This is a genomic window from Bacillus sp. Brlt_9 (genome assembly GCF_051948935.1).
In the GTDB taxonomy this organism is placed as follows: Bacteria; Bacillota; Bacilli; order Bacillales; family Bacillaceae_G; genus Bacillus_A.
In genome coordinates this window covers 788,025-811,981 of record NZ_JAYJLO010000001.1, presented here as the reverse complement: position 1 = coordinate 811,981, position 23,957 = coordinate 788,025, and the positions used below count along the sequence as shown (strand labels likewise).

General features: G+C 34.0%; 21 protein-coding genes, 3 pseudogenes and 2 other annotated features. Of the genes and pseudogenes, 4 read left to right on the top strand and 20 right to left on the bottom strand.

Annotation, left to right across the window (positions count from 1 at the left end):
• Positions 1-8: 8 nt before the first annotated feature.
• From VF726_RS04150 to VF726_RS04110, 9 genes and pseudogenes are all read right to left on the bottom strand, one after another.
• Complete coding sequence (locus tag VF726_RS04150; RefSeq protein WP_440166070.1) at positions 9-830, bottom strand: peptidoglycan-N-acetylglucosamine deacetylase; 822 nt, start codon at positions 828-830, stop codon at positions 9-11.
• Between the two features lie 112 nt (positions 831-942).
• Positions 943-1,343, bottom strand: a pseudogene (locus tag VF726_RS04145) (ATP-binding protein); the annotation flags it as partial.
• A 91-nt stretch (positions 1,344-1,434) separates the two neighbouring features.
• Entirely contained in the window at positions 1,435-2,436 is a 1,002-nt protein-coding gene (locus tag VF726_RS04140) for an LCP family protein (protein WP_440166068.1), read from the bottom strand.
• A gap of 284 nt (positions 2,437-2,720) precedes the next feature.
• Positions 2,721-5,024 carry a glycoside hydrolase gene (locus VF726_RS04135; RefSeq protein ID WP_440166066.1) on the bottom strand — a complete coding sequence of 768 codons (2,304 nt, stop codon included), beginning with the start codon at positions 5,022-5,024 and terminating at the stop codon, positions 2,721-2,723.
• Between the two features lie 196 nt (positions 5,025-5,220).
• Complete coding sequence (locus tag VF726_RS04130) at positions 5,221-5,430, bottom strand: DUF6366 family protein (protein ID WP_429604746.1); 210 nt, start codon at positions 5,428-5,430, stop codon at positions 5,221-5,223.
• A 112-nt stretch (positions 5,431-5,542) separates the two neighbouring features.
• Positions 5,543-6,436, bottom strand: coding sequence for a homoserine kinase (gene thrB, locus VF726_RS04125; RefSeq protein WP_440166064.1), 894 nt, complete (start codon positions 6,434-6,436; stop codon positions 5,543-5,545).
• Positions 6,433-7,491 (bottom strand): threonine synthase, encoded by a 1,059-nt coding sequence (thrC, locus tag VF726_RS04120; protein WP_071757907.1) that lies wholly within the window; start codon positions 7,489-7,491, stop codon positions 6,433-6,435. The genes thrB and thrC overlap by 4 nt, the downstream gene beginning before the upstream one ends.
• Positions 7,484-8,779 carry a homoserine dehydrogenase gene (locus VF726_RS04115; RefSeq protein WP_440166062.1) on the bottom strand — a complete coding sequence of 432 codons (1,296 nt, stop codon included), beginning with the start codon at positions 8,777-8,779 and terminating at the stop codon, positions 7,484-7,486. Before VF726_RS04115 ends, thrC begins: the two co-directional genes overlap by 8 nt.
• Before the next feature lie 154 nt (positions 8,780-8,933).
• Positions 8,934-9,165: a binding site (T-box leader), on the bottom strand.
• Between the two features lie 114 nt (positions 9,166-9,279).
• Positions 9,280-9,511: a binding site (T-box leader), on the bottom strand.
• 234 nt (positions 9,512-9,745) lie between these two features.
• Positions 9,746-10,384, bottom strand: coding sequence for a pyridoxamine 5'-phosphate oxidase family protein (locus tag VF726_RS04110; protein ID WP_440166060.1), 639 nt, complete (start codon positions 10,382-10,384; stop codon positions 9,746-9,748).
• A gap of 82 nt (positions 10,385-10,466) precedes the next feature.
• Here VF726_RS04110 and VF726_RS04105 point away from each other — a divergent pair, with 82 nt between their 5' ends.
• Entirely contained in the window at positions 10,467-11,075 is a 609-nt protein-coding gene (locus VF726_RS04105; protein WP_440166058.1) for an NUDIX hydrolase, read from the top strand.
• Positions 11,076-11,123: 48 nt separating this feature from the next.
• Here VF726_RS04105 and VF726_RS04100 read toward each other — a convergent pair whose 3' ends face one another.
• The 5 genes and pseudogenes from VF726_RS04100 to VF726_RS04080 form a co-directional block, all read right to left on the bottom strand.
• On the bottom strand, positions 11,124-11,462 hold the full coding sequence (locus VF726_RS04100) for an SdpI family protein (RefSeq protein ID WP_440166701.1): 339 nt from the start codon (positions 11,460-11,462) through the stop codon (positions 11,124-11,126).
• A 71-nt stretch (positions 11,463-11,533) separates the two neighbouring features.
• The gene (locus VF726_RS04095; RefSeq protein ID WP_440166056.1) at positions 11,534-12,361 is read right to left on the bottom strand and encodes a peptidoglycan-N-acetylglucosamine deacetylase; all 828 of its coding nucleotides are present in this window, start codon (positions 12,359-12,361) and stop codon (positions 11,534-11,536) included.
• Positions 12,362-12,478: 117 nt separating this feature from the next.
• Entirely contained in the window at positions 12,479-13,351 is an 873-nt protein-coding gene (locus VF726_RS04090; protein ID WP_440166055.1) for an aminoglycoside 6-adenylyltransferase, read from the bottom strand.
• Positions 13,352-13,485: 134 nt separating this feature from the next.
• Positions 13,486-13,581 (bottom strand): annotated as a pseudogene (locus VF726_RS04085) (O-methyltransferase); the annotation flags it as partial.
• 142 nt (positions 13,582-13,723) lie between these two features.
• Positions 13,724-14,443: a 3-ketoacyl-ACP reductase gene (locus VF726_RS04080; protein WP_000818985.1), complete on the bottom strand. Its 720-nt coding sequence runs from the start codon at positions 14,441-14,443 to the stop codon at positions 13,724-13,726.
• Positions 14,444-14,636: 193 nt separating this feature from the next.
• Between VF726_RS04080 and VF726_RS04075 the strand changes: the two are divergent.
• Positions 14,637-15,230: pseudogene (locus VF726_RS04075) on the top strand (DUF3139 domain-containing protein).
• A gap of 24 nt (positions 15,231-15,254) precedes the next feature.
• Here VF726_RS04075 and hitS read toward each other — a convergent pair.
• The 3 genes from hitS to VF726_RS04060 form a co-directional block, all read right to left on the bottom strand.
• The gene (gene hitS, locus VF726_RS04070; protein ID WP_440166052.1) at positions 15,255-16,328 is read right to left on the bottom strand and encodes an envelope stress sensor histidine kinase HitS; all 1,074 of its coding nucleotides are present in this window, start codon (positions 16,326-16,328) and stop codon (positions 15,255-15,257) included.
• Positions 16,325-17,002, bottom strand: a complete 678-nt coding sequence (gene hitR / locus VF726_RS04065) for an envelope stress response regulator transcription factor HitR (RefSeq protein WP_440166699.1) — start codon at positions 17,000-17,002, stop codon at positions 16,325-16,327. Before hitR ends, hitS begins: the two co-directional genes overlap by 4 nt.
• An 88-nt stretch (positions 17,003-17,090) precedes the next feature.
• On the bottom strand, positions 17,091-18,851 hold the full coding sequence (locus tag VF726_RS04060) for an ABC transporter ATP-binding protein (RefSeq protein WP_440166050.1): 1,761 nt from the start codon (positions 18,849-18,851) through the stop codon (positions 17,091-17,093).
• 242 nt (positions 18,852-19,093) lie between these two features.
• Here VF726_RS04060 and VF726_RS04055 point away from each other — a divergent pair, with 242 nt between their 5' ends.
• Positions 19,094-19,858, top strand: a complete 765-nt coding sequence (locus tag VF726_RS04055; protein ID WP_440166048.1) for an alpha/beta fold hydrolase — start codon at positions 19,094-19,096, stop codon at positions 19,856-19,858.
• 98 nt (positions 19,859-19,956) lie between these two features.
• Here VF726_RS04055 and entFM read toward each other — a convergent pair whose 3' ends face one another.
• A complete protein-coding gene (gene entFM, locus VF726_RS04050; RefSeq protein ID WP_440166046.1) occupies positions 19,957-21,237 on the bottom strand; it encodes an enterotoxin EntFM in 1,281 nt (426 codons plus the stop codon).
• Positions 21,238-21,934: 697 nt separating this feature from the next.
• On the opposite strand from entFM, the gene VF726_RS04045 reads away from it, so the two are divergent.
• Positions 21,935-22,105: a DNA mismatch repair protein MutT gene (locus VF726_RS04045; RefSeq protein WP_440166044.1), complete on the top strand. Its 171-nt coding sequence runs from the start codon at positions 21,935-21,937 to the stop codon at positions 22,103-22,105.
• A gap of 45 nt (positions 22,106-22,150) precedes the next feature.
• Here the strand turns inward: VF726_RS04045 and VF726_RS04040 are convergent, their stop codons facing one another.
• Positions 22,151-22,753 (bottom strand): nitroreductase family protein, encoded by a 603-nt coding sequence (locus VF726_RS04040; protein ID WP_440166697.1) that lies wholly within the window; start codon positions 22,751-22,753, stop codon positions 22,151-22,153.
• A 244-nt stretch (positions 22,754-22,997) separates the two neighbouring features.
• Positions 22,998-23,951, bottom strand: coding sequence for a D-alanyl-D-alanine carboxypeptidase family protein (locus VF726_RS04035; RefSeq protein WP_440166042.1), 954 nt, complete (start codon positions 23,949-23,951; stop codon positions 22,998-23,000).
• Positions 23,952-23,957 lie beyond the last annotated feature (6 nt).

Here is a 23,957-nt window from a genome sequence, read left to right as displayed (position 1 = left end):
TTCCTCCATTACATACGGTTATCATGCCAGAAATTCACTGGGAAGTGACTCTCTTCATGATAAGCTTCAAACTCATAACCCTTTTCTTTTAACCCTTTTAAAATTGCTGGTACAGCAGCAACTGATTGTGGGTGAATGTCATGCATTAAAATGACTTCTTGTGGTTTTGTTGCATTTGTTATTACATTTTGAGCAATTTGTGCCGCGGCTGCATCAACTTGCATTTTGTTATATTTCCAGTCTAATGAATCAATTGTCCAATCCCATACTTTAAAACCGCCCTCTACCACTTTATTTCGAAGACCTTCATTTAAACCAGGCATCGAACCGTATGGCGGACGTGTTAATTTAGGTGATTTTCCAATAATATTTGCGATTAAACTTTGATCTTCTTTCATCTCATTTACATACTCGCCATTTTTATATAACTTTGCAAAATTATGTGTCATACTATGCATACCTACATAATGACCCTCTACATTTTCACGTTTTACTAAATCTGGATATTCTTTTACATTCGCTCCAATTAAAAAGAATGTCGCCTTCGCATCATGCTGTTTTAACATATTTAACAATTCAGCCGTATATTTCCCAGGGCCATCATCAAATGTAAGATAAGCAACTTTTCTTTCTTTTCCATTAAAACGACTTGGTGCCGTTTTATTCATTTCTACTTTCGGTTGTTCACTTGCAAGCTGTACTACGTTTTCTTGTTTTGCAACAGCCTTTGCTGGTGAAGTAATGGATTGAAACATGAAATACCCAATAGCTACTGCTGCAATCGCTATCAAAACGACTACTACTCGTTTAATTTTTAAAGCTTTTTCCATTCTATCGAATTCCTCTCCCTATTAATCTTATATATAAATCACCCAATATAATTATACATCCATTTATTTTATTACTCTATATAAACAGACTTTATATGTATTATAATGGGAGTTATATTGAAATGGTTGTTCCTATTCCTTCTTCACTTATGATGTTTAGTGTACCTTCATGAAGCTCCACCATTTTTTTGACGATAGCTAAATCAAGACCAGCATCTGTAGGACTGTTATGAATCTGGTATATACTCTGTAGTAATTCCAATCTTTTCATCTTTCACCTTTATCACTGCTTGTCCTACATTTTTAGTCGCTTTAATGTGAATATTTAATAGCCTTTTGAACAATATTCAAGAAAATATGCTTTAGCCTATTTCAATCTCCCATCAGTTCAATTCTTTCTATCGTATGAATAAATTGAATTTGTTTCTCTTCAGCATTAGGAGTTAATTGCCAAATCCTCTCCTCTAGTATATCGTATATTTACCCCTTTTGTTTATATAAATTAAAAAGATTTAAGCATAATTCTTCTAAAATATAAAATCATTACAGAAAAGTTACAAATCCATTCGATAAAAAAAGATTGGCAAAGGCCAATCTTTTTTTATTATTCATTTCGAACTGGTTTTGGTGTTACACCTAAATGCTGATTCAATTTATTTGAAATATCTTTCACATTTTTTTCATTTGGAATGTAATAATAAATACCTCCGATACGTTTATCCGTACCTTCTATTTGCATTTTTTCCATTTCCAAATTAGATCCTGCCATATTTTTTGTAATAGCAAGCATATCATCAAAAGTTAAGTTCGTTTTCATATTTTTATCAACCGCATCGAGTAAAGAGCCCATTTTGCTAATAGATTGGACAGACATTGCTTTTTTTGCAATTGCTTCTATGACAAGTTGTTGTCTTTGGCCACGCATTGCGTCACTGTCAATTTTACGCGTTCTTGCAAGTGCAAGTGCTTGTTCTCCATTTAAATGTTGGAAGCCTTTTTCTAAATGAATCATACCTGCTTGGTCTTTACTATCTTGCTCTGTGAAAGTAACTGGTACATCAATATCAATACCACCAAGTGAATCGACAATTTGTACGAATGATTCGAAGTTAAACTTCACATAATAATCAACAGGAACATTTAAAAATCTTTCCACTGTATCTCGTGTACTTTCAACACCACCAAATACGTGTGCGTGGGTAATTTTATCTAATTTTTTTCTAGATGGAATATAAACACGTGAATCACGCGGAATACTTACTAATTTTACTGATTTATCATCTTTATTAATTGTTGCTAATAAAAGTGCATCTGTTCGAACTGCTTCTCCGTATTGACTTTTTCGCATTTCACTACCATCTACACCCATAATTAAAATAGAGATGTTATCCTTTAAAGGCTCAACTTCTTTATCACGTTTTGATGATTTATCAATTTGTGCATACGCATCACTTACAACAGCTTTTGCTTTATTATATATTAATGATCCATATCCTACTCCTCCAAAAATAAGTAAGAACAATGGAATTAAAATGAACCATTTTATTGACTTTCTTTTAGAACGTTTTTTATTGCTTCTCGTATTTTGTTCTAATTCAGAGCTCATCTTCATTCGCCTCTCTTTCTCTTTCCCTAGTATAATGTATGTCTAGCAATCTTCATATTGAATTTCCTTTCAAACACCTTACATTTTTGTAAGGTTACATGATGAATCCAATATGTATTCCATTTCACATTATACTCTCGTGCTTATTTTTGGCAAGTCACTATTTTTTCAACTTCAAAAATTTAACGCTTCTTAACATCCTAAATTATAGATTTATAAATTCATTCGTTTCGAATCCTTCAATTTTCACCTAAAAAATTAGTAATGCAACAATACATTTCATATTATCCCTCAAGTGGTGTATACATTGTTTTCTTCCCATGATTATAAATAACAGCGGATTTTGCTTTTAGTTTCGCCTTATCTATTTCTACCTCTTCATTTGAGAAATTCACAATAACTTTAATATCTTTTCCATATGAAGCAGATTGGACTAATTTATCTTCTGACAAATATGCAAAGTTCGTCATTTCTTCTTTTACTGCCTTTTCATGAACTTCATTCCAAACTTTCAGATGCTGCGTAATTTCTTGTTTATGCTTATTCCACTCTACTTCATCTAAATGGTATAACGGAGGAACATTATACAATAACTCATATAACATACGGTTTCCTACCTCATCTTTTACTTTCAAACTTCCCCATTCCCAGTGATGCGTTGTAATTACAGAATCGTTGTATACTAATTTGTATAACGGTACCGAATATACTGGATTTAAATAAACTTGTTTATATTCTTCTTTCAATGGTACTTGTTTTGCATATTTTTCTGGAACATTTTGATTCGGTGACCAATATCCGCCCACATAATACGGACTTATTTTATTTTTCCTCATATCTTCATCGTCCCATTTAATAACCGGTGTTTCAATACCATGAGCAAATGCAATCGTGCTACTTGCAAAGTCATTTCCACCTTCTGAACCAACTACCATACCTTTTTCTTGTGCAATATAATCCATGCGTTGCAACCTTGCTTTCAAATCTTGTTCTTGTGTCGTTATATGTTTGGCCGAATAGTCATCATAAATTTCACCTGTCGCATCACAATCAATAAACCATGAATTATATTTAGGTCCATTTTGTAATATATCGTTCATTCGCTCTTTTACACTAGGAAGAGATAAAGTTGGATTTAATTTTCGCCCTCTACCTAAAAACCCTTGCACTTTCTCTCCATTTTTCTTCGTCACAGTTGCCTCTTCATATAACGATGGATCATGAAAAGAAGCTGTATTCCAATTTTTATCAGCCTTTTCGTGAATAGAATGATAAGAATCATACGGGCCAACTAAATATCCCATTTTCTTAGCTTCTGTCACGAAATTAGGTTGCATATAGCCTTGTTCCCAGTTTGGTAAACCAATCCACGCATTGTCTATTCCTGCCGCTTTCATTTCCTTTATAATATCCGTTCCATCTGCCTTACCCCATTTACTTACGTCTTCAACCGCATCACCGAGCGCTGATTTTAATACATGCTTATTTAAGTCATATAACTCCATCTTCGTTAAATGATCTACACCTTTGTTTAAGAACTCACTAGCGTTCTGATCAACTTTTTGGAAAATATCCTCTTTATACAATTCCTTCATTGATAATACTTCATTTATATAACGCAAAATAACATTTTTTTGGTACTTATCCATGAAATCTTGTTTACTTACTTGCTCAAATACATTCAATTCTCCAGGCTCTGAACTATTCTTTTGAATAAGTTCTTTTATATGGCTAAATACAGGACTATTTATTTGCTCTCTTATCTTCGGCCAATTTACGTTACTGTCAGACAAACCATTTTGATTCCAAAAATAAAAATGAGCCGCACCATAAAGTTTTTCAATCTCTTTATTTTTTCTAGCTTTTTCTTGTAATGTTTTAAATTCACCTTTTCCAGCAATATTATCCTTATACAGTTTAGCAATACTGACTGCATCATTATTGGTCACATATAATTGAAATCCATATGTTTTATTTTTATTTATACGCGGGAATTCATGTATAAAATCAAATCCTATTTTTGGATCCGAATGAAATTTCAATTCATTATTAAACATATTGTTCGCAATATATACAATGGAATATTTCGAACCATTTAACGCAAAAAACTTCATAGAAAATGATTCAGCAAATGAATATGCATCATCCTTTAAAAACTTCTTCCAATTTTCATCATTACTCGGAATTTGCTTTCCTTCCCATAACGGAAGTGTATAATTTTCAGCTTGTACTTTTGGCCATGTGAAACTTTCTGCACCAATTGATTCCACTTCAATATTTAAATGATTTTTTTTCTTTTCTACATTCACTTTTATTTTTTGATCTGGATATTCCCAAGATGTACGCCCCTTGTCTTTTTTTACATTTGATACCTTCATTTTCGGTAACGGCTGTGACGCCTGTTCCTTTACACCATCATGTTCCACAGTTAACGTGAAAGTCTCTGGATTTACATCGTAAGTAAACTCTTTATACGTCGCTTTCTTTATTTTAGACTCTTGTACAGTATTGTTACCTTCTACATCACACCCGACTAAAGTCGAAAATGACATCGTTGTAAGAAGACATATTGCTATCATTTTTTTCATCTTCTGCACCTCCACCACTGAATATACAGGGGCTTTGTTACAGGAATGTGGCAAAAAAATAGAACTAGCATAAACTAGCTCTATTTTGAGTATTAAAAATAAGCGTGTATGGACAACTATAATTTATTTAAAGTATATGTAGTACAATCCTCACTACTTATAAAAACAAATAATTCATAACTTTAACGTGCATTTCTTAACTAAAAAAATAAGTGTATATAATATAGCCTAAAACTAGCACTAAAATTACTAGCGCTGTACCTTTCCAATTCATACCACCTGTCATATCAACTGGACTACCTGTTTCAGCTCTGTTTAATCCATCCTTTAAAGAACCAGTAGGATTATTTTTCAATTCACTTTGCCGTATACGTTCTCTTTTTTCTTCCGGTGACTCTTTCTTCATACGATCACCTCCAAATGAATACATACTTTACTAAATTATACATTATTACTTTCCTTTTATATGCCAACTGAAAAGATATTTACAACAAAAAAAGCTAGCAATGCTAGCTTTTTTATAATTCTATATGTTCTTCTTTATTTACAGTAATTCCTTTATGATCGATTTCTAGCTCACACACTTTCATAGACGTAAATACTCTCGCTAATTGCTCAGCAATTTCTTGGCGTTTCTCATATGGCGTTAATATAAAAATGGATGGTCCTGCACCGCTAAGCGCTGTGCCGTATGCACCAAACTCTTTTGCACATTTACGAATAGATGGTAATAACGGTACGAGTTCTAAACGATATGGCTCGTGAAAATGATCCCTTTCCATCATTTCACCTACAACTTCCCATTTCTTTTGACAAAACGCAGCTACCAATACGTTGCTGATCGCACTAGCCTTAACAGCTTCATGAAACGGAAACATATCTGGTAATACAGATCGGCTTTCATCTGTATTTAACTCTTCATTCGGTATAAGAGAAATTACACCTAATTCCTTACTTTCAATTCTTACAACCGAAACATTCTTTCCATCAAGTGCTCCGATTACAGTGCCCCCTAATATAGAAGCAGCAACATTATCAGGATGTCCTTCAAAATTTGTAGCAATTTGAACTTTTTGATCAGTTGTTAAGTTCAAATTTCCTAGTTGATTCGCAAGCTCTATCCCTGCTACAATTGCAGATGCACTACTTCCTAAACCTCTTGTTAGCGGAATATTGCTAGTAACTTCTATTATATAGGGTGACAAAGAGGGACACACTTTACATGCCGTACTAACGATTAAATTTTTATCGTCTGTCGGAATTGAATCATCAAAGGAATGGATGACTTGCCATTTATCAGCTTTCTCTTTTACTACTACATGTAAATACAATGACAACGCTATTCCTACTGAATCAAATCCAGGTCCAACATTCGCTGTACTAGCAGGAACACGAATACTTAATGGTATCACGACATAATCACCCCTTTAATATGCTCTTTAATTTGTTCTATATCATTTGAAACACTTGCAATATCTAATGTATTAGAAGAAATTGCGATATCAGGATCTTTCAAGCCATTTCCAGTTAAAACTGCCACAACTGTTTCCCCTTTTTTGATTTTTCCAGATTGAACATGTTTAATTACGCCCGCTAATGAAGCATTTGATCCCGGCTCAGCGAAAACTCCTTCCGATTTTGCTAATAATCTATATGCATGCAATATTTCCTCATCTGATACCATATCTATTTCACCATGAGACTGCTCAGCAGCCTCTACTGCATATGACCAACTTGCTGGATTACCGATGCGAATCGCTGTTGCAATTGTTTCAGGTTCTTCAATGACATGTCCTTTTACAATAGCAGCTGCTCCTTCCGCTTCAAATCCGTGAATTCTTGGCTTCTTATAGCCTTTTTCTTTCTCATATTCACAGAAACCTTTCCAGTACGCTGTAATATTTCCAGCATTTCCAACAGGAATCGCTAACACATCTGGTGCACTTTGTAACTGATCACAAATTTCAAACGCTGCAGTTTTTTGTCCTTCAATTCGATAAGGATTCACAGAGTTTACTAATGTAATCGGCTCTTCCGCAGCAATATTTCTTACAGCCTTAAGTGCATCATCAAAATTCCCTTCTATTGAAATGATTTCAGCACCATAGGCAACTGCTTGCGCTAATTTTCCGTGAGCAATCTTTCCTTCTGGAATTACGATAATACATTTCATTCCAAGGCGTGCCGCATATGCTGCGGCCGATGCTGATGTATTACCTGTTGATGCACAAATGATTGCCTCTGAACCTTCTTCTTTCGCCTTCGCGACTGCCATTACCATACCACGATCTTTAAAAGAACCTGTCGGATTTGCTCCTTCATACTTACCGTATAACTGAATTCCTAATTGTTTTGATATATTTAATAACGGAATAAGCGGTGTATTCCCTTCCATTAAACTCACATCAGGTGTATTTTCATTCACCGGTAAATAAGAAGCATACTGTTTTAATAATCCTTTATACATATTGTTTTTCCTCCTCAATAATGTAGTAACTGTTTATTTCACTTGCGACATCTTCTATCGCTCCTAAAACTCGTTCGAATTGATACTTTGAAGTTTGATGTGTCACAACAACGACTTCTGCAAGTTGACGATTTAAAGGTAACTGAATCACTTCTTTTAAACTTACAGAATAATTAACGAAACATTCTGTTATTTTTTGTAACATCCCTGGTTCGTCTCGTAATGAAATACGTAAGAAATATTTCGAAACGACTTCATCATCTCCCTGTAATTCGTACGGTTCTGGTTCTTTTAGCACACTTTTATTTTTATGAACTTGATTCATATTTTTAACGATCGAAATAATATCACTTACTACAGCAGAGCCAGTCGGTAACTTCCCAGCTCCAGGTCCGTAAAACATTACTTCTCCCACCGCTTGCCCGTGAACATACACTGCATTAAATTCATTATTTACATTCGATAATGGATGATGACTTGGTAAAAGAGTCGGTTCTACACTTAAATGAATGGCTGACCCTTGTTTCTCTGCTTTCCCAATTAATTTCATAGTAAATCCTAATTTTTCAGCCATTTGTAAATCTTCTTTTTCTACCCTTCGAATCCCTCTCACTTGGACATCATCTAATGAAACATTCATCGAAAATCCTAAGTTTGCAAGAATTGCTACTTTTCTCGCCGCATCTAGTCCATCTACATCAGCTGTCGGGTCTGATTCTGCAAATCCTAATTTTTGCGCCTCTTGTAACGCCTCCTCATACGACCATCCATTTTGACTCATCTTTGTTAACATGTAATTTGTTGTACCATTTACGATTCCCATTATTTTTTCAATTTGATCTGAAGCTAATCCGTCTGTTAACCCTCTTAACACTGGAATACCACCCGCTACACTTGCTTCATAACATAAATCACAATCATTTTCATTCGCTAATCGGAGAAGCTCTGCACCGTATACAGCCATTAAATCTTTATTTGCTGTTACAACATGCTTCTTATTTCGTAAAGCCTTAATGATATGCTGTTTTGCTTCTTCAATTCCGCCCATTACCTCTACTACAATATCAATATTTGAATCATTTAGAACTTCATCGACATGACTTGTTACTACGATTCCATCAATACAAACATCACGTTCTTTTTCTAAATCACGTACAACGACTGTCTTCACTTTCACTTCATACCCTGTATCAAGTGAAATTTTTTTATAATGTTCTTTCAAAATATGGACAACACCACTTCCGACCGTACCTAATCCTAACACCCCAACATTAATAACGTTATTCATCTTCTAATCTCCTCCTACAATTTTATTATTTATCTCTATCAATCACCTTGCTCTGCTTTTTAATCATGCAGGTGGTGGTTATTTCCGTACGTACAAATCGTTTCATGTTACTGCACCTCCTTTCAAAGTAATAAAAAAACACACCCATCCCTAGGAAAGGGACGAATGTGTTTTCGTGGTTCCACCCTTGTTCCAACCAGGGCGTACTTCTCCCTAGGTTGCTCAAGTTCAGATAACGGCTGATTCCGTCAATAATTACTAGATTACTCGTTCACTATTGAAGTTCAAAGGTGGTAAAATCATTTCTCGTGTTAGGAAGCTCACACCCTTGACTTCCCTCTCTGTAAACCGTAAAAATGATTTCATGTCCTTATCGTTACTTTTCGTTCATGTTTATTTGTTAACTCATTATACTCGCATAAAAAACAAAATCAATACTATTTTTTAATTATTTTTAATTTTCAATCTGAAAATCCGTAAAAAAACACACTCATCCCTAGGAAAGGGACGAATGTGTTTTCGTGGTTCCACCCTTGTTCCAATCCAGACGCATTTCCTCCTAGATTGCTCAAGTTCAGATAACGGCTGATTCCGTCAATAATTACTAGATTGCTCGTTCACTATTGAAGTTCAAAGGTGGTAAAATCATTTCTCGTGTTAGGAAGCTCACACCCTTGACTTCCCTCTCTGTAAACCGTAAAAATGATTTCATGTCCTTATCGTTACTTTTTCGTTCATGTCTATTTGTTAACTTATTATAGTTATCAACTTTTTAAAAAGCAAGCCTATTTTTACTAACTATTTTCCAAAACTTCTTTTATTATATTTTACAATAGCATTATTCATCTACAAATGGATCTACCTATTTGTAATTTTCTCTACTTATAAATTAACATTTTATATATGAATATCCCATTAAAAAAACATAGATACTCGTCTACCAAAAAATATATTAATATATTTTTATTAATACAATCTTTTCGTATAACTTTCTTCTAAAGAACGTGCAACATCTTCTTCTGAAGCATTCACTTTCGCATGCTCCAGCAACATTTTTGCTGCTGATGGTAACTCTTTTTTATTTAACCAAGATTCTGGATTCCACATATTAGAACGAATAAAAGCTTTTGCACAATGAATATAACACTCTTCTATTTCAACAACAATTCCAAGTAACGGATTGCGTCCATTCGCCTGCATTTCTTGCAAAATTTCTTCATCGTTTGTAATATACGCACTGCCGTTTATTCGGAGCGTCTCCCCAAGTCCAGGAATAAAAAAGAGTAACCCTACGTATGGATTTGAAATAATATTCAAAATGGAATCTATACGGCGGTTTCCTGGTCTTTCTGGAATGATAATTTTATTATGATTTAATACGTATACAAATCCAGGTGCATCTCCTCTCGGTGAAGCGTCACAATCTCCTAATTTATTTGCCGTAGATAATACTAGAAAAGGAGATTTAGACAGAAAATCTACGCAATGATGGTCTAGTGATGAAATAACTTTCTTTAACGCTCTCTCACTTGGTTGCCCCAATATTTTCCTTAATTCTTCCTCTGTTGAAATAATCGATTTTATTTCCTTCCTCTCTATACCCACTTATAACCTCTCCTTTTTTCTTTATTTTCCCAAAATTCAATACGAATATTGTATAATAAAATTTGCAGAAAGGGGAATTAAAATGACGGAGTGGTTAACAATATTTGATACTGAAAAAAATATACTTGGGAAGAAATTACGTGATGAAGTGCATCGTGACGGTGATTGGCACGAAACATTTCATTGTTGGTTTGTAGAAAAAGATGATGAAGATATGTTTTTATATTTCCAATTACGCTCTAAAAATAAAAAAGAAGCACCGAATATATGGGATATTACTTCAGCCGGACATATTATGCATGATGAAGATGTACAAAGTGGTGGTCTTCGTGAAATTGAAGAGGAATTAGGGCTTTCTTTCCAAACGACTGATTTAGCATACAAAGGCATCTTTGAAATAGATTATGAAATTTCAAATCTTACGGATCGCGAGTTTTGTCATATGTATTTCCACCATGTCATCAATCCACTTCCATTCGCACCAGGTGAAGAAGTAGACGATGTGATGAAAATACATGCAACTTCTTTTCTACAACTATTAAAAAGAGAGATTTCATCTTTTACGGCTATTTCTGTTTTAAACAATAAACCGATAACGATAACATTTGAAGACATTTATCCATATGATCTTGCATACTATGAATTTGTTGTTGAACAAGGAAAAGACTTACTAGAAAATAATAGTTTATAAATAAAATAGGACTCCTAGCATTATATTGCGTGGAGTCCTATTTTTTCATTATTGTTCAAGTATTTTTAATCTACTCTCTACTTGTATAAATAAACGAATGATTAATAACAGCATAACTATCATAATCGCTATCATTGTATGTGGATATCTAAACAGTATACTAATAACACTTCCAATGAACATCATCATGAATCCGTTTTGCTTCATCACTTCTGCACTATACTTATTACCTGCATCCCATAATTCTTTATTTTTCATAGATCGTTTCGTACGATAACCATATGCCGCATTAATATCGGTCGGTGGATTTTTTTGAAGGATAATTGCCGCAAATATAAATATAATACCTATTAAAATACTCATTCCTATGTTTATTAGTGCATACATCAATTATATCCCCTCCTAACCTATACCTTCATTATACGACACAATCCTGTTTTTCCCAATTTATAACACAATCATTTTCTTTCTTTTGATGTCTGGAACATACTTGGAAGCGTTACAAAACGCGCCCCTTTCGTTTTTAACTGCGGAATGATTTTGTCTAATGCATCTACAGATCCTTGCAAATGCCCACCTGGTGTTGAATGCTGAAGGATGACACTTCCAGGAAACGAATTCCCTAACACATTATTTGTAATTGTTTCAGCGCTTATACCTTTCCAATCAACTGTATCAACACTCCACTGTACAATCATAAAATTTTGCTCTGTTGCCCACTTCAATTGATTTTCAAGTATTTCACCATACGGAGGACGAATAAACTTCGGTGCATAACCAGCTAAACGATTTAATATTTCTTCTGTTTTTATAATTTGATTACGGTACTCAGCATCATTTACTTTCGCTAAATTAGGATGGCTATACGTATGATTTCCAATTACATGCCCTTCATTCGAAATACGTTTTACTACATTCGGAAACTTTTCTGCATTTTCACCAAGCAGGAAAAAAGTCGCTTTTACATTATGTTGTTTTAACTTATCTAATATTTTTGGCGTGAATTCTAAATCTGGTCCATCATCAAATGTAAGAGCAACTTCCGCTTTATTGTACGGTCCTGAAAATGCATACGCATATTTTTCGACCCAAGAAAATGGTGTCCATGATCCACGCTCATCTGCTTTCATCTGTACTTCATAATTTTGAGGGATATATGCGTATGGCAATGAGCTTATATAGTCTCCATAATAAAATGAGTTATATGGCATATAGGCGTACGAAACATCTCGTTCTAGTCCCCATTGATATGGAGCAAACATTTGTGGCGAATAAAAATAATACATGATAAAAACCTCCCTAAAGTTTCATATGTGATTCCTCTGCACTTTGTTAGAGAAATTCCCATTCATGAACAAAAATAAGACTGTCCGTAATTTGGACAGTCTTACTGCTTACTATTATTAATAAATCGATGTACTATCTTTCGGTAAAGCTTTCACATGTTTTAAATAGCTTGTCACTCTGTCATCATCACCTTGCGGGTATTGATATCCATAAGCATTAGCAATTTCATTCGCTACTTCCCTAAATAAATTACCCATGACAAAGAATGACTCCCATATGTTTTCATATTCTGCATTAGAAAAAGTTCTTTTAAATTGCTCCCACATATCCTTTTCCATATACTGTTCAAATTGCTTCCCAAACTTTCCTGCATTACCTGTAAAGTCTGTTTTCATACCAATATGCCATTCTAGCATAACGATGAACATATCTCTTACTGGACCATCAAGCATCCCTTTCACATAAGAAAGCTCTTCTCTCCATAGCCCTTTTGCCACATTCGTACTACACCACCAAAATTCATTACAACAATCCAAAAACTCTTTTTCTGTAGGCTTTTTTATTAAGTAGTCTTTATCGCTTGCTGGTGGAAATTCAACCATACAATTATCTTTATCCAGAAGCAGTTCACTTAAACTATCTTGTCCAATGAACTTATTTATTAAATCAAATGGAACGAGCGTTAAATCAATTCGATTTCCATCCATAAACTGCATTAAATACGGAAATTTCCCGTCTGCGTCCGCAGGAACTAATGACATTTCTTCTGGCATTTGTACAATCATTATTTCTCCAAATCTATGAATCCAATTATGATTAGACGTAAAAGATTGTATATCATTTACAACATAGACAATATCATAGTCTTGAAAACAATCTTTTTTCACATTTTGATTTACACGTGATCCATTCATGATGACAGCTCGAATTCGTTCATCCTCTTTTGCTATATTCATAATTAAGTCTAGCATTTCTTTTTCAGTTCTCATCTATTGCTAACCTCCAATTTTTATATAAACTTATATTTTTAAGTATGTTGGAGGTCCACGAGCTAGCTCTGTTGCACACGATTCATGTTATAATTTTTGAAATTTCTTTTTCACTTTTTTATCTCCTTTCGTCATTATTTTACGACTGCGATTACAAACCCATCATAGCCTTTACTCCCGACAGTTTGAAGCGCTATAGCACTAACACATGGCTCAGCAGCTATTAATTCTTAGAAACAAAATATTCCTTTTAAAAGCTATTTATCATTTACATTAGATTATACAGAGCATTTCGTTTCATGTAAAAATAAAGAAGGGACATCTACTCCATTACAGAATAAATATCCCTTCTTTCGTTTATACATTTATCCCTTACGGATTTGTAGACCAAAGTCCTGCTGATTTAATAAATGTACGTTTATTTAATTTCAGCTGTGCTACGATAAACTCTGCAATATCTTCTGCTTGCATTACTTTATCTGGGTTTCCGTCAGTTAATCCTAAATCTACAGCCATATCCGTTGCTACTGTACTTGGAGTTAAAGCTGTTACACGAATATTATGTTTGCGAACTTCCATCGCTAACGATTCTGTTAAGCCAAGGACACCAAATTTTGAAGCACTATATGCACTTGTTACAGGCGCACCTTTTTGTCCTGCTGTAGATGAAATATTAATGATATCACCTGATTGTTGTTCAATCATACTTGGTAAAGCTGCACGAGTTGCATAATATACACCCATTAAGTTTACTTGAATAATTTTTTCCCAATCAGCAACGTCTAGTTCTAAAAACTTACCGAATTTAGAAATACCAGCATTATTAATTAAAATATCGATAGATCCTAAACCGTTTTTTAACGTTTCAATTGCAGTCGTTACCTCTTCATATGAAGATACATCAGCAGTCGCAATAACAGCTTTTACGCCTTCTGCTTCTACTTCTTTCGCTACAGCTTTTAAATTTTCTTCTGAACGAGCTAATAGACCTACATTTACGCCTTCTTTCGCTAATGCGATCGCTACAGCACGACCAATCCCTCTACCTGCTCCTGTAATTAAAGCATTTTTGCCTTGTAATAATTCTGCCAAATATAACACTCCTTAATCGTCTCAGTTGTTTATTATTATATTAAAAGTGTAACTATATTTATGTAAAAAGGCAATGATGCACTTTCATGTGCGTAGGTTACTTATAGGTAACTATGGAAAGTTTTTATTTATAAATCTCATGTTTTTTCCATTATTCATGTAAAATAAAAATAAATCCAGCATAGGAGAGGGTATGTGTATAAAAAGAAAAAAATGGCTCTTATCACTAACTGCAGTCGGACTATGTATCATATTTTTGACTATGTACTTTATATTTGGTAATCCACTACATTATAAAGTAATAGAAAAAGATACTAGCGACTATCTCCATACTATAAAAGGATATAAGCAAAAAGAAATACAAAGCATAACCGGAAAATATACTCCCCTTTATAATATCGGCTATTATGCAACAGTAGTATATAAAGACGAACCTTATTTTACATACTCTTATACATACGATAATAATAAAAAAATAATACAAGACGACGGCATTTTAGGAAGACATACTGAGTCATTTGAGAATCTTAATTTAAACTGGTCATTGTTTGACGAGTTAGTAGCCGGTATACATAAAAATTTGCAAGAAAAGGGATTAAGTAGAAAGAAGGATTATTCTATACGATCCGTTCACTTCATTGATATAGATGATGATAAAAACGGTGCAGAAGCGTACGTTGACTTTAAGAAAGATAAAGAATCAGATTAATCATACCGTATGAATAGCGAAGGAAGAGCTTATCAATATAGTTGCATTAACAGGGAATGTGTATTTAAAGAGATATAGTGTTAGAAGATTTTCCTCCTAACACTACTTTTCTTCATATTTAGGAATACAAACAATAAATTCTGTCCCATTCCCTTCTTCACTCTCGACTTTAATCTCCCCTTGATGAAGGTCAAGTACCTTTTTTACAATGGCTAAACCTAAGCCACTTCCTCCATAAGCACGATTTCGTGAAGAATCTGCTTTATAAAAACGTTCAAAAATATGTTGTTTCTGTTCTTCTGATATACCAATTCCCGAATCGCGAATACTTACTTCTACTACTTTCTCATATTCTTGTAACTGGATTGTAATTGTACCGCTACTTGGAGTAAATTTAATACTATTATGAATTAAATTAATCCAAACTTGACTCATACTTTCTTGGTCTGCGGTTATATGCACTTTTTCTAAATCAAGGTCTAATTCAATTTCTTTCTCAGCCCAGAGCGGTTCACTATTTAATACAATTTGTTTTAACTGTTGGTCTAATCGATAAGTCACTCTTTCTGGTGTATACTCTTCTGACTCTAAAAGAGTTAGTTTCAGTAAATTTTGACTTAGTTTAGATAATCTCGTCGTTTCTGTCTCAATAATGGTAAGATAATGCTTTCTTTTTTCCTCAGAAAGATTATCGTCTTGTAGCGCTCTAGCAAAACCTTTTATAGATGTTAATGGTGACTGTATTTCATGTGAAACATTCGACACAAATTCCTGACGCATTTTCTCCATCGCATTTAGTTCATCTGTCATATCATTTATACTTTTTACGAGTACACCAATTTCTCCATCATACTTTTCTTCATTTCGTATTTTTACTGAGAAGTCTCCTTTTGCAATTTTTTGTATCGGTTCAATAATAGTCCAAATCATTGCCTGTCGTTTTGGCCTCATTAATACACCGATCAACACCCAAATAAAAACAATAAATACAAAGCCGACCATATCACTGATTAAAAAAGTAACAAACGGCGATACGTTTATTTCCAGAGCATCTAATATACTAGATGCTACATAAAAAGCGATAGACCAAATTATAGTGAGAAAAGAAAAGAGCGCTATTATCGCTCCCGTTACTTTCAACATCTTCAACTTACTCATTTGTTTTCTTTTTCTCATTTACTTACCTCTAAGCGATACCCTAAACCTCTTATCGTTTTAATACTAAACTTCGACTTCTCTTCTTGAAACTTCTCACGTAACCGATTTATATGGACATCTAGTGTACGTTCATTCCCTTCAAAATCATATCCCCATACATCTTCAATTAATTGCTCTCTCGAACAAGTTCTTCCCGCTTTAGAACCTAAAGTAAAGAGCAATTCGAATTCTTTTAGCGGTAACGTAACTGTTTGTTCTCGAGTTGTAACTTCAAATGTTTTACGATTTAACAGTACATTTCCAACTTGGATTGATTGCGATACTGTAATTTGGTAACGTTTCAGTAATGCCTTTACTCTCACTACTAGTTCTATCGGATCAAATGGTTTTACAAGATAATCATCTGTTCCAAGATGAAATCCTTTTACTTTTTGAGACGTCTCTCCTTTAGCGGTTAGCATTAAAATTGGGATATCATAGTACTTCCTTAATTCAAAACATAAATCAAATCCATCCATATTCGGCATCATAATATCGAGAATAACCATATCGACTTTCACTTCGTCCATTTTCTGAAGTGCATCTAGACCATCAATTGCCTCATATGTTTGAAAGCCTTCCCGCTCTAAAAAAACAGAAACAAGTTCTCTAATATGCGGATCATCATCCACAATTAATATTTTAGGTATCAAAAGAACCATTTCCTTTCTACTCCGCATCTATTTTATTACTGTTCAAAACAAATAATCAGTGAAGCAAATTCCCCACTGATTATTCATTTTATAATGCAGCCTCTTTAATTTTCAATTGTTGCGTTGCAAATTCACGATACATGTCATGTGTGCGTAACAATTCATCATGCGTACCGCTTCCTGTAAGATTCCCTTTTTCTATAAAGATAATTTTATCTGCATCTACTACAGTAGAAAGTCTATGTGCAATAACTAACGTTGTTCTGCCTTTCATTAAGTTATTTAATGCCTTTTGAACGACAGACTCTGATTTACTATCTAAACTAGAAGTTGCCTCATCTAACATAAGAATTTGTGGATTTCTAAGTAACGCTCGGGCAATGGCAATTCGTTGTCTTTGTCCTCCAGATAGCTTGACACCTCGCTCTCCAACTTCTGTTGCATATCCATTCGGTAAGTCATGAATAAACGCATCAACATATGCCATCGCTGCTACTTTTTCAATTTCTGCATCAGTCACTTCGCCCTCAACACCGTAGCAAATATTATCACGAATCGTTCCATCAATTAACGGACTATCTTGTGATACGTAACCGATTTGACGTCGCCATGACTGTAGTGAATAATTCTTAATTGAGTCTTTTCCTAATTTAATAGCACCGCTAGTTGGCTCATAAAAACGTTCTAATAACGAGAATAGCGTCGTTTTCCCACTACCACTTGGTCCTACGATCGCTGTTACTTTGCCTGATTCAATTGTGAAATCAATATTCTTTAACACTTGCTCTTCTTCGTTATACTCGAAATGTACATTTTCAAGAACGATTGGCTGCTTAGCATTTGTGACCTTCACACCAGTTTCATGATCTTCTACTTCATATTCTAAAATTGTATTAATTCTTTCCGTTGCACCAATTGCCTTTTGGAATTGTGTAAAGAACATAGATAGTTGACTCATTGGCATTATAATTTGAACTAAATATAAAATAAACGCTACAAGTTCCCCTGTAGTTAATGCACCGCTAGAAACTCGCATTCCACCATACCCTACGATAATAACAAGCAATGCCATTAAAACAAACGACATAACTGGTGAAATTAACGCTTGCACTTTTCCTTCTTTCAATCCAAATTGCAATAACTTGTCGATACCTTTATTTCCAGTTTCATATTCTCTTTTTTCTGTGTTCGAAGATTTCACTAAACGAATTTCTGATAACACTTGTGTTAGTACACTAGTAAAAGAAGCCGTTTCATCTTGAAGTGCTTTTGAAATCTTATACATTTTTCGTCCAAGTGGAACTAAAATGAGTACTGATAATGGAATAACCGTTAAAAGTAAAAGTGTCATTTTCCAATCTAAAACAAATAGTACAATTAAAGATCCGACAATTGAAATACCACCTGTTAATAAGTTTGACAAATGCTCAGAAATTAATGTTTTCACAACTCCTGTATCATTTGTCATACGGCTAATTGTATCACCCGTTCTATTTTGATCATAATAAGTTACCGGTAAAATAAGCACCTTTTTCCACAAACGTTCTCTCAGTCCAGCTACAATCTTCTGTCCTATATAATTTAATAAATATATAGACAATCCTGCAGCTATAGTTTGCATAATAAAGAATGCAATTAGTCCAACAATTTGCCCTGTACTAATTGAAGAAAGTGAAAAATTATCTACTAACCCCTTCGTTAACATCGGAATAAATAAACTCGCTCCCGTAGAAAGCAAACTCATTAATAATGCAAAAGCAAGAATCCCTTTCGGAGGATTTGTATCTTGAATAAGGCGTAAAAACTGCCTCCAGCTCCCTTTTTTCTTCATTTCATTTCTAACTTCCATTCCACTGTTCATCTCCTCGTGTTAAACCAAACTGTTCTTTCTAAAAATAGAATACAATACAAATGTAAACTGAATGTAAACACGCTTTTTCTGTTTTTACAAAATATACATAAAAACGCATCTTTACAACAGATATAAACATCTGATATTATTACCTGGTACTTAATATTATTCTATGCGAATTATAAATAACCAATTTACAATACTATATAAATCTCCCGTTATTGAAAGGAGTATCCTTTTTGCAAACAAATATACATTCCGAAAAGGAAACAATCATTTTTATTCATGGATTAGTCGGCAATCGTCGTGCTTTCAAAAAAGAGCATAAACGATTTTCCGCCTCTTACAACATTATTACTTATGACTTATTAGGTCACGGCGACGATAAAGGAGAAGCTATCGAATTTTCATTACAGCGTCTCGTAGATCAATTATTGAATTTATACGAAAAAGAAGGCATTAAAAAGGCCCATATTTGCGCTTTAAGCTACGGCTGTTATATCTCTACAATTTTTGCACAAATGCACCCAGAAAAAGTTTTGAGCATTTGTCATATTGGTGGACATTATAATAACCCATCCCTTTTATATAACGTATTTCAAAAGTTTTGGGAAAAGCGAGGAGACGATTACTCTAAATGGCTCTCTCAATACGCGAATACTATTTTTCCAAGTGGCATATTAAAGGCAAATCCGTTTGCAGTCATTTCAAGAAATATTTATTATCGTTTCGGATTGCAATTACATTCATCAATCATTGCCCAATCATTACGACACCGGTTAGAATTCGACTTGAAATCTAAATTAAAATCACTTCCCCACCCTATTCTATGGGTAATGGGTGAACACGATCATCTCTATAAATCTTGTCTTTTTGATTTAAAGTCCATTCTTCCTAACGTTTTATATAAAGAAATACCGCTTGCAGGACATGCAGCAAACTTATTTCGCCCGAACTACTTTCATGACCTATACGCTCGATTCTTAAATGGGAAGTTACAGTAAAAACTACTACACTCCCAGTTTATCCAACTATAAAAAGGCTTCCCAAGTTTCCCTGGAAAGCCTTTTCTCTATACGAAAAGTATATAAACTACTTTTTCTTAGTATGCTTTTGTATAACCTAATAGGTGCTTGCTCCAGTAAGAGTTGCTTACAGAACTAATACGTACACCAGTTGCATCAGTTTCTGCACTAATGAACTGACCGTTTCCTAAATAAACACCCATGTGAGAAGGACCTGATTTATAAGTATTTTGGAAGTATACTAAATCACCTGGTTGTGGATTGCTAGTTTTTGTTTTAGAGCTCCAGTATCCAGCAACTGTTTGACGAGCGCCTTTATGACCAGTTTGATTTAATACGTAGTGAATGAATCCACTGCAATCAAAACCAGCAGGTGTTGTACCAGCAGTTCTGTATGGTGAACCATTTAATGATCTAGCGAATCCAGCGATTGAAGATGTATTTCCACCTGTTGTTGGTTTTTGTACGTCTTTACCTGGTTGTTGAACGTTATTTGTAACGTTATTGTTATTCGTAACGTTGTTTACTCCGCCTTTTACAAACTTAACGAAGTCTGCGCTTACGTAACCTGTACGGCCGTTATGGTTAATTTTGTACCAACCATTTTCAGCGCCAGTAACGTTTAATACTTTACCTTGTGTTACGCCACCGATTACAGCATTATATGTAGCTGGGCCTGTACGTACTTTTAAAGCACCAGTGTTAACAACATAAGAACCACCAGTTTGAACTGAAGTAGTATTGTTGTTTGTAGTTGGTTGTTTTGTTTCGTTAGATACAGCAGAACCACCTTTTGTTACGAAGTCTTTGCTTACGTATCCAGTTCCACCATTGAAGTTGATTTTAAACCAATCTTGTACTTCACCAACAACTTGTACTGTTTTACCTTTATTTACAGAGCCTAATACTGTATGAGATGTACTTGGGCCTGTACGAACGTTAAGTGAAGAAACGTTTACTGTGTAAGTACCAGTTCCTTGTTGAACAGCAGTTCCTGTTTTACCACCAGTCGTTACGAAGTCACCACTTACATAACCAGTCTTACCGTTTACAGTTACTTTGAACCAACCGTTTTCTTGTCCAATTACTTGTAGTACTTGACCTGATTTCACTTTAGAAATCACGTTATGTCCTGTACCAGCACCTGAACGAACATTTAATACATCAGCAGTTACTGTGTATTTTAAGTCAGATTTTGTTTCTACAGTTTTTGTTTCAGTTACAGTCGTTTGAGTTTGTGTTTGTCCATTAATTTCTTTTAGCGCTTCGTTTGAAACTTGTGCTTGAGCAGAATCCATACCTGGAACTGCAACACCTACTACAGAAGCTGCTGCTAAACCTGCAATTACTTTTTTCATAAGTTGTCTTTACTTCCTTTCCCTACTATCCTCTTAAAAAAACTTATAAACTTAATACATTACAATATTATCAAAGTAAAATATTCATTAAGTTCCATTTTTTAACAAGAGATTTATTTTTCACACAGAGTTCATTTTAAATGAACGAAGTGAATTCCGTGTGAACTTCATGTGAACTTTACCATTAAACTTAGTATTTTTGCAATGCTTTTTTCAAATTCCTTATGTATTTCATTGAAAATTCGACATTTCATTCATTATATTAATATACATTGCCTATCCACTCTGAAAAACTCTATTAATCTAATACAATGCAAAGAATGTATTTTCTAGTAAATTTCTTCCCATGAAGTATACTCTTATCATGACAAAAAATACTATTTTTATCAATAGTATAATATTTTTAGAAAACTATTTTTGATACTATCTTTCACTTTCAAAAGATTTGACGATTTGTAAGATTTAACTTCAAAAATTATGTTCTAATTTGACGAAAATAAACACAAGGCTACCCATTTTTCACTATCTATGGAATTTGCAGGATATTTATATTATCATATATATAGTAGTGTTTTAAATTCATACATTTTTTTACCCTGCACTGAAACCTATCGAACTTTTATAGGTCCTGTACATTGAATTTTAAGATGGAAGTCTTATTGCCCGCAAATAGCGGAATCAAAAAGGAGGTATATTTATGAAAAATATAATAGATAATCCTATCAATAAAAATATAGAACTGTACTATGCTTTTTTTCAATTCGTTTCAATTATTACCTTACAAAAAATATCAACTATTGAAACACGTAAAAACGAATTAAAAGATCAGATGAAAAATTCCTATCAAAAAAATCCTTATTACTTATAAAAGGTGAACAGGTTGTATCCCTGTTCACCTTTTATCGTTCCTACATTATTTATAAATTTTCACACGGTTTTCTAAAGGTTGGTATTCTTTTTCACCAGCAGATACCACCGGTTTACCAAACGGCATTTGCGCAGTAAGTTTCCAGCTTTCTGGAACTTCCCATTCTTTTCTCACTTCTTCATCAATTAATGGATTGTAATGCTGCAATGTAGCACCAAATCCTTCAATTTCTAAAGCTGTCCAAATTGCAAATTGTAACATTCCTGAGGATTGCTGAGACCAAATTGGAAAGTTCTCTTTGTATAATGCGAAGTTTTCTTGCAGTTCTTCCACCACTTGACTATCTTCGAAGTATAGAACTGTTCCATAACCACTTTTAAATGCATTCATTTTTTCTTCAGTAGATATAAAGTTATTTTCAGGTACAATTTTTCGTAACGTTTCTTTCGTAATATCCCATAACTTATCATGTTGTTCTCCAAGTAAGACGACAACGCGAGCGCTCTGAGAGTTAAAAGCTGAAGGTGTATGTTTTACAGCATGATAAATCACTTCTTGAATTTTCTCATCAGAAACTACTTGCTCTTTACTAATTGCATAAATAGATCTTCTGTCTTCAATTGCTGAGTAAAAATCTTTTGCCATCATAATTCCCTCCAATTTTTCATTTGAGGCTTTTTCATATGTACACATCATATTACGCCTCTTAAAACTTATCATTAATAAGCTTCTAACTTTAGAATATCAACAAACAATAATAAACTCAAATGATAACACTCATATTTCTCCTTTTCACTTCCTAATGCTAAAAATAAAAAGACAATTTGTTGTTACTAATAATAAGTAACAACAAATTGCCTTTCTTACATGATGATTGAACTCAATATTTTACTTAATTAACTAAGCCAAATGCATAAGTCATTAGCTTATTCGTCTCTGTAAAACGCTTCGTTTTACCTTTCGTTCCCATAACAACTGTAATAATACGTGTATCACCTTGTTTTGCTGTCCCCGTGAAACAATACCCCGCGCTATCTGTAAATCCTGTTTTTAATCCGTCTATTCCTTCTATATATAAAGCTTTATTATTTTTGTTTAACATATCATTTGTACTTATAACATTAATATTATTAAATGCTAACTGACTTTGACGCAAGTGAGTCACTTCTAATATTTCTGGATAATCTTTTATAAGATTATACGCCAATTTAGCTACATCAGCAGCTGTCATCTTCGTCTCACTTCCATCAGGTTCTTGTAGTCCTGATGCATTTGCGAATTTAGCATACTCCGACATTTTTAACTGCTTTGCTTTTTCATTCATAAGCTGAACGAAATCTTTCTCTGTTTTTGCCATATGTTCTGCTAAAGCCACAGCCGAATTATTTGCTGATTCAATCATTAATGCATGGTACAAATCTTTAACAGTTAATGTGTCATTAACTTGGACTGGGATTCTCGCACCCTCTGTTTGTGCCGCTTTCGCACTCATTTTCACCGGATCTTCCCAGCGAACTTTCCCATTATGTACATTTTCTAATAGAAGGTAGGCTGTCATCATCTTAGACATACTTGCTGGCGCAAAAGCTTCATTTTCATTATGTTGATAAATAATATCTCCATTACTCGCATCGATAATCATAGCTGCTTTTGCATCAATTTCCGGTGGTATGTACTTTGGTGGCACTACTTTTTCAATTAATCCTGTTTTAGGTAGTTCTGCCACCTGTAAAGGTTGTCCCTCTACATTTGTTGCACTCTTTTGAGTTCCTTGGAATAAGAACCAACATATACCTAAAATAATGACTACTAGGATCGTCAGCCTTCCCCATTTTAACCGCTTCATTTCAAA